Annotated in this window: 6 protein-coding genes; all 6 read right to left on the bottom strand. The window is 38.0% G+C overall.

What is annotated here, in order from left to right:
• Positions 1–141: 141 nt before the first annotated feature.
• Complete coding sequence (locus JT739_RS10140; RefSeq protein ID WP_237661003.1) at positions 142–1,383, bottom strand: sugar diacid recognition domain-containing protein; 1,242 nt, start codon at positions 1,381–1,383, stop codon at positions 142–144.
• An 87-nt stretch (positions 1,384–1,470) separates the two neighbouring features.
• Positions 1,471–2,805 carry an enolase C-terminal domain-like protein gene (locus JT739_RS10135; protein ID WP_237661002.1) on the bottom strand — a complete coding sequence of 445 codons (1,335 nt, stop codon included), beginning with the start codon at positions 2,803–2,805 and terminating at the stop codon, positions 1,471–1,473.
• A gap of 58 nt (positions 2,806–2,863) precedes the next feature.
• Positions 2,864–3,748 carry a 2-hydroxy-3-oxopropionate reductase gene (gene garR / locus JT739_RS10130; RefSeq protein WP_237661001.1) on the bottom strand — a complete coding sequence of 295 codons (885 nt, stop codon included), beginning with the start codon at positions 3,746–3,748 and terminating at the stop codon, positions 2,864–2,866.
• A gap of 26 nt (positions 3,749–3,774) precedes the next feature.
• Complete coding sequence (gene dapA, locus JT739_RS10125; RefSeq protein WP_237661000.1) at positions 3,775–4,671, bottom strand: 4-hydroxy-tetrahydrodipicolinate synthase; 897 nt, start codon at positions 4,669–4,671, stop codon at positions 3,775–3,777.
• Between the two features lie 223 nt (positions 4,672–4,894).
• Complete coding sequence (locus JT739_RS10120) at positions 4,895–6,037, bottom strand: glycerate kinase (protein ID WP_237660999.1); 1,143 nt, start codon at positions 6,035–6,037, stop codon at positions 4,895–4,897.
• 236 nt (positions 6,038–6,273) lie between these two features.
• Positions 6,274–7,659, bottom strand: coding sequence for a tRNA lysidine(34) synthetase TilS (tilS, locus tag JT739_RS10115; protein ID WP_237660998.1), 1,386 nt, complete (start codon positions 7,657–7,659; stop codon positions 6,274–6,276).
• Between the last annotated feature and the right edge of the window lie 126 nt (positions 7,660–7,785).

Below are 7,785 nucleotides of genomic sequence, written 5' to 3'. Positions count from 1 at the left end.
ATTTAATATTGCAATTTAAGACCAAAAAAAATCTGCAAAAAAATAAATGTTTAACACTTTGCTAACTAAAATCAGGTTCGACGCAGAAAAAATAAAATGCATTCTGAAGCATATAAATTTTATTATACCAATACTAGACATTTATTTAACGTCAATGGCTTTCAATAATACCATAAGCTTTACCGCGTCATTAAAATCTTTAGGTGAAAGACCAGTTAAAGTCTTTATCTTATCAAGCCTTGCATTTACCGTATTTCTTGTAACATTGAGCTTGGTAGCGCTCTTAGAAATGTTTAGATTCGCCGAAAAAAAGGCCTTTATAGTATTAATCAACTTTTCGTCACTTAAAAAATCTTTAGCACCCTCTTTAGCAAGCAACTGACTCTTATAGATGTTTATAATTTCATCCGGAGCAGCCGCCAGCATCATTTCAAGACTTAGATCTTGTGCAAAAATTATCTGGGGCAATTGGCCTGGGGATTTTCTCTCGACAATTTGTATAGCTTTAACTGCTTCCTTATAAGATTTGCGAAGGCCCGCAAGGCCGGGATAGTAAGAACCTACGCCTATGCAAAATTTAACTGAGTATTTTTCCAGTTTTTTACTTAATTTGTCCGCTATTTCCTTTATTTGCTGCTTTACTGTTTTAACGTGAATTTTTTGGGGAGCAAAAAATACAATGTAATAGTTGCTGCCATTGTGGCTGATCATGTTCTGAGGATTGTCAAATACTTTTTTGATGCAGTCGAGAATTTTTTCTCGCTTTTCTTGGGCAGTTAATTCCTGATTGTCATAAAGGCCTTTCGACTTTTCTTTAATGACCAAATTATTGACTTTAATGTTTAGAGCTAGCCTGGGGAGGGACAAGTCATAACCCAGAACTTCACCTTTTGTTAAAAACACGTTTGTGTCTTCAAAGTTCCAGTTTATTATATCGTGGACATAAAGCTCTTTGGCATTTTGCTCCATGCGAAGTTGCTCTGACAAAAAAAACTGTTTTAGCATAGCTTCAACAGATATTTTTAACAACTGACCATATGGCCTTACTTCGTCAGGTTCACCTGTAATGCCAACAACGCCTACTATGTTGTCATTAAGGTATATTGGAAGGTTTACTCCTGGTTTTACACCTTCTAACTCACTCGCTTGTTTAGAAGTTATTTCTATTTCTTTTCCTGTTTTTATTACTTCTGCTGCTCCTTCATGAAATGTATCAATGCGCGATTTATCCTTGCTACCTACGATTATACCCAAACTGTTCATAATGTTAATATTTTTACCTAGCAGATTTTTGGTTTTTTCAACTATGCTTTGAGCGTACTCATGGGTAATTTCCACGATAAGATTCTCCTCGTAAACTTTTACAGTATATATTCTCCCCATTTATCACCAAGTCCTCTATTTGTACTAAATATTTATACTTTTTTGTGTTCTTTGCTTCATTAATTCTATTTTGGGTAGGTTTTTTATTTATCTGACTAAACAGGGTTTCTTTGGGTCAAATTTCCAACCAGGAATTAAATACTGCATTGCAATAGTATCATCACGGCTATCTAAACCTTCTTTTACATACAACTCATGGGCCTTTTGAACTTGGTCCATATCAATTTCAACACCTAAACCGGGCTTATCTGGAATCTGAATATATCCATCCTGAATTTTTAAGGGTTCTTTAGTCAATCTCTCCAAACCTTCCTGCCATATCCAATGTGTATCAATGGCGGTTATCTCTCCCGGCACAGCTGCTGCCACATGGGTAAACATGGCTAGAGAAATATCGAAATGGTTGTTTGAGTGTGAACCCCATGTTAAACCAAACTCATTGCACAACTGACCTACTCTCACAGACCCTGACATGGTCCAAAAATGGGGATCAGCTAGAGGAATATCAACAGATTGTAACATTATCGAATGCTGCATTTGCCTCCAATCTGTTGCCACCATATTTGTGGCAGTGGGAAGGCCCGTTGCTTTTCTAAATTCTGCCAGTATTTCACGGCCTGAAAATCCGTTTTCAGCACCACAAGGATCTTCACAATATGTCAAAATACCGTGCATGTCTTTACACAATTCTATTGCGTCTTTAAGCAGCCAGGCTCCATTGGGATCAAGGGTAATTCTAGCCTTTGGGAATCTCTCCTTTAAAGCTTTTATAGTTTCAATTTCTTTTTCCCCTTCAAAAACTCCGCCTTTTAATTTAAAATCGCTAAATCCATATAATTCTGCAGATGCTTCAGCCAGTTTAACTACTGCTTCTGTGGTCATAGCTTCTTCATGTCTTATCTTGTACCATTCGTGTTTGGCATTAGGTTCTCTGTGGTAAGGAAGGTCTGTTTTATCAGGATTTCCTATGTAAAATAAATATCCCAATACTTTTACCTTATCCCTTTGCTGGCCATCTCCTAATAATGCTGCCACAGGAACTTCTAAAAATTTACCTAATAAGTCCAGTAAGGCTGACTCAATGGCAGTGACAACATGTACAGTTGTCCTTAAGTCATAAGTCTGCAGTCCTCTGCCACCAGCATCTTTGTATTTAAAGGCATTGTATACCGCACTAAGAATGTTTTTATAGTTCCCGATTTTTTGGTCCACCACGTATTTTTTGGATTCTTCTAATGTTTGCCTGATTTTTTCTCCTCCGGGGACTTCACCTATACCCTTATTGCCTAAACTGTCTGTCAAGATTACGATATTTCTAGTAAAATAAGGCCCATGGGCACCGCTTAAGTTCAAGAGCATGCTGTCTCGACCCGCTACTGGAATAACTTCCATTTCCACAACTTTAGGTGTGTTTGCCATCATAACCCCTCCTATAAATTGCCCCCACTTTAAAGTGGGGGCTTTAATTTAAGCAAAATAGTTATCTTGTAATCTCTGCATTTGCCAGTTTTTCATAGAATTTAGCAATACTGGCGTGGTCTTCAACACCGCAACCGTCTAGCTTTATAGCTTGCATGATTTCCATTACCTGGGCTGTAAGTGGAAGAGGTGCCCCAACACTGTGAGATGTATCAAGTACATTGTTTAAATCCTTTATATGTAAGTCTATTCTAAAGCCAGGTTTAAAGTTTCTATCCATTATCATAGGTGCTTTGGCATCCATTACTGTACTTCCAGCAAGGCCGCCTCTAATGGCTTGATAGACCAATTCTGGAGATACCCCTGCCTTTTTGGCAAGTATCAAAGCTTCAGATACTGCAGCTATGTTTATAGCAACAACTATCTGGTTGCAGAGTTTTGCTATGTTTCCTGCACCACTTTCTCCTACATACACAACTGAAGCTGCCATGGCTTTCATGATATCATAGTATTTGTCAAAGACCTCTTTCTTGCCTCCTACCATAACTGCCAGTGTGCCATCGATGGCTTTGGGCTCTCCACCGCTTACCGGCGCATCTAACATGTCTATTCCTTTCTTTTCTAGTTCCTTAAATATCTTTCTGCTGCTCAAAGGTGCAATAGAGCTCATATCGATAACAACAGAACCTGGTTTTGCTCCTTCAATTACTCCGCCTTCTCCGAGGACTACTTCTTCAACTTGGGGAGAGTTTGGAAGCATGGTAATAATTACATCACTTTGTTTGGCCAATTCCAAGATGGAAGCTGAAGTTTCAGCACCTGCTGCTTTTAACTCTTCCATGGGTTCTTTGTTTATGTCGTAAACAACTAGATCATAGCCGGCCTTAATTAAGTTTTTGGCCATTGGTTTCCCCATTATTCCTAGACCTATAAATCCTATCTTCATAATCCATCTCCTCCTACTATTTGTTTTTATATTAAATCTAAACTCTTAAGGACATCTTTTATCATCTCTTGCTTTTCCTCTGTGCAATGCTCAATTGGCCTCACAGGTGAGCCAACTTCTATACCCATTAAATTTAAACATTCTTTCATTACAACAGGAAAACTTCCATAATTATATGCATTTCTCAAAGGAATTAATTTGTATTGAGCATCTAGTGCTCCAGCGTAATCTCCTGCCATGAATTTTTCGTATATATCCACTACCAATCTTGGTGCCACATTTGCTGTCCCTGCTACACAACCTGCTCCGCCATAAGCCAAGGTAGCATAAATGTAATAGTCAATGCCGCAAAGGACTTTAAATTTGGGATTGTCCTTAGTTACGCGAATATATTCGATGGTCTGAGCAAAATCCAGGGATGTGTTTTTTATGCCTACGATGTTGTCAATTTGGGACAGTTTTTCCAACAGTGACACAGATATGTTGTTTGTGGTCTTTCCTGGATTATTGTACAAGAGAATTGGCAATTTAGTTGAATCGGCAATAGCTTTGAAATGATTGTACATTTCTTTTTCGTTGGGTTTAATAAACATTGGTGTAAGTACTGTAAGGGCATCTGCCCCAATGTCTTCTGCCATTTTTGCCAGTTTAATGCACTCTTTTGTTGTAATGGCACTGGCACCAGCATAAACTGGCACTTTCCCGTTGACATGCTCTACGGTAATCTCTACAGCTCTTTTTTGATTTTCAGAATCAAAGGCGTAAAATTCCCCATTACTTCCCATTACAAAAATTCCGTGGACTCCCCCGTCTAAAACATGATTTATAACTCTTTTAAGACCATCCTCATCGACATTTTCGTTTTTATCTACAGGTGTTATTATCGGTGGTATTACTCCCTTTATGTTCTCGATTTTTAACATTTGAAATCCTCCACTTGAGTTTATATATTGGGGCGCCATAGTTGTGATTTATAGTTATTAATCCTTCAACGTTTGGTTTTTTTAGGTAGCACTTTCTACGGCAACTTTAAATGGCCTTCTATGCACCACACATTCGCAATTATACCGGACACGGCCTTTTCGTTTCAACACTTGCATGATTATTATTAAAAAAGATATAACATTTATTAAACTACCTTTTGGCTTAAGATCTCAAGAGATACATCCTAAATACATCTCTTGCAATTCTCTCTAGCAACTGTTCAACTTTACTCATGGCTTCCTCTAGACTCATGGGTCTGTTTACTATGCTAAATAAAGCTTCAATACCCTCTTGATACAATTCCTCATACCCTTTTCCCAAGGACCCTGAAATACAAACCACTGGCTTGTTGTATTTTGCTGCTATCTTTGCAATTCCTAGCGGAACTTTCCCAAACATTGTTTGATAGTCAGTGGAACCCTCGCCTGTTATAATTAGATCGGCATTTTTTATTTTTTCTTCCAATTGCACAAGTTCCATTACTATTTTAATACCCATGCAAAACTCTGCTTCCAAAAATGCTATTAGTGCTGCGCCTAAACCTCCCGCTGCTCCAGAGCCGGGGACATTTAGTACGTCTTTGTTCAATTGTTTTTTTATGACTGCTGCAAGATGCTCCAAGTTTCTATCTAAAATTTCCACCATTTCTGGTGTGGCACCTTTTTGTGGTCCATAAACTGCTGAAGCTCCGTTAGGACCGCACAGAGGGTTTTTTACATCAGATGCTATTGTAATGCTAGTGTCAAAAATCCTTGGGTCTAGCAAAGCTGTATCAATTTTCTCTATCTTATATAGCTCACCACCTCCAAAACCAATTTGATTTCCTTCCTTATCTAAGAATCTTATTCCCAAAGCTTGTGCCATTCCAACTCCACCATCATTGGTGGCGCTGCCGCCTATCCCGATAATTATTCGTTTACAGCCGTAATCAAGAGCTTTTTTTATCAACTGTCCTGTGCCATAAGTTGTGGTCTTCATTGGGTTTAGTTCTTCCTTGCTCAATAAATTAAGGCCCGATGCTGCTGCCATTTCTATGATTGCCGTGTTATCTTGAAGTATGCCAAAAAATGAATCAATTTCCCTGCCTAGTGGATCAACAACCTTGGTTGATATAATATCTCCACCAACTGCACTGATAACAGCTTCTACTGTCCCCTCGCCACCATCAGCCATAGGGACCTTTATAACTTCCACGGGTTCTTTGTAGTTTTGCGCCGCTTTTTTTATCCCTTTTTCTATTGCATTTGCTGCTTGTATTGAAGTCAAGCTGCCTTTAAATGAATCAGGAGCTACGATTATTTTCATAGGAACACCTGCATTCTTTGTATTGTTTTTAATTGTACAATATCAAAATGTCTTACTCTTTTGTATAATCAAAATGCCTAATTTTTTGTTGAGTTTTTTTCTTATTTTGAGCATATTGCTAAATGTTTTATTTGTTTTAGCTTTACTATAGGCTGCTCATTGTAAATATTTATATGAAAAATAGTTAAAAACCTATTTTTACAGACATAAAAAAACAGGAACTTCCTGTTCCTGTTTTATATCTTTCTCATTTCCATAACTAACACTCTTTTTGTTTCCCCGGTCACTTTATATCTATCATCAATCCTCATGCCGCCAACCCAGACTATATTCCCCTTTGACTCTACGATTGGAACTTGATCTCTTTTTAGCCGGGGAACTTTTTCGTCAATAAAAAAGTCTTTTAGTTTTTTAAAACCCATGCCCCCCAAAGGTTTAAACCTATCTCCTGGAAGCCTGTTTCTTATAATCAAATTGCTTTCAATTTTATCATAATCTAGATAGGCCATGTCAGTATCCGGAGTTATTTTAATTTCGTCCTTGGCCTTTATATATGCTTTTATATTTATGCCAATCTCATTTATTGATATTTCCCCTGGAACATTTAGGAGATAATTGTAATTAGGTATTTCGTCAAAGCTTGCCTTTGAAAGGATGAAAGTATTATATTCTTTTATTCCCTGAAGATTTTTAGGTAAATCAATCATGCTGCCAGGCGATGCATTTTCTATAAACTCTACCAGCAATTTGGCATGTCTTGTTTCAAAATCCTTCACATCGCCAGACAGTTTTTCAACGGCTGCCCTTACCAGCCGATATTTTATAGCCTCATGTTGCTTTAAAAACTCCCCTATATCTATAATTACTTTTTCAGAATGGTATCTTACTGTATTTGCTTTTGCTCTTTCAGTCTCCTGTTTTAAGAACGCCAAATCACGCTTGGTAATTTCCGACAGTCGCCTGAGGGATTGACCAAAATGGGGACAGTACTTTTTGCGTATGATTGGTATCAGTTCCAAGCGAAGGCTGTTTCTAAAATAATCGGTGGTAAGGTTTGTAGCATCTATTCTAAAAGGAATATTCTCTTGCTCTAAATATTTTTCAATGTCTGCTCTTTGTACCTCAATCAGCGGTCTAATGAAACTTTCGCGAACTGCTTCAATTCCGATAAGGCCGTCTAAACCTGTTCCCCTCAATATATTCATGAGTATAGTCTCTTCATGGTCGTTTTGGTTATGGCCCGTTGCTATCTTCTGGGCGTCAACTTGCTCCTTAACTTCCCTAAAAAACTCGTATCTAACGCGCCGAGCCGCATCTTCCGGAGAAAGGCCAGATTTTTTAGCATAAGCAGGCACATCGACTTTATCACTAAAAAACGGAATGTTCCAATTGTGACACAAAGTCTCTACAAAGCGGGCATCTTCCTCTGACTCTTTTCCACGAAACATGTGGTCAAGATGTGCCACATACAGCAAAATCCCCAGCTGTCGGCGAAATTTATTAAAAAGGTGAAGTAAACAAACAGAGTCAGGCCCTCCGGAAACACCGACGATAACCTTGTCACCTTCTTTTACCATATTGTACTTTTTTATTGTTTTTAAAAATTGTTGTTCGATATTCATGCCTCAGTTTCTTCCTCGATTTTCTAGAAATTGCAACTGCACTTTGGCAGCTTTGCTTATATTATATTTTTTCCAAATGAAAATATCAAACTCCTCTTGAATCACTGATAGTGTCAAGTTGTTGTA

The sequence above is a fragment of the Tepidanaerobacter sp. GT38 genome (assembly GCF_021991635.1).
In the GTDB taxonomy this organism is placed as follows: domain Bacteria; phylum Bacillota; class Thermosediminibacteria; order Thermosediminibacterales; family Tepidanaerobacteraceae; genus DTU063.
This window is presented reverse-complemented; position numbering and strand designations above follow the sequence as displayed.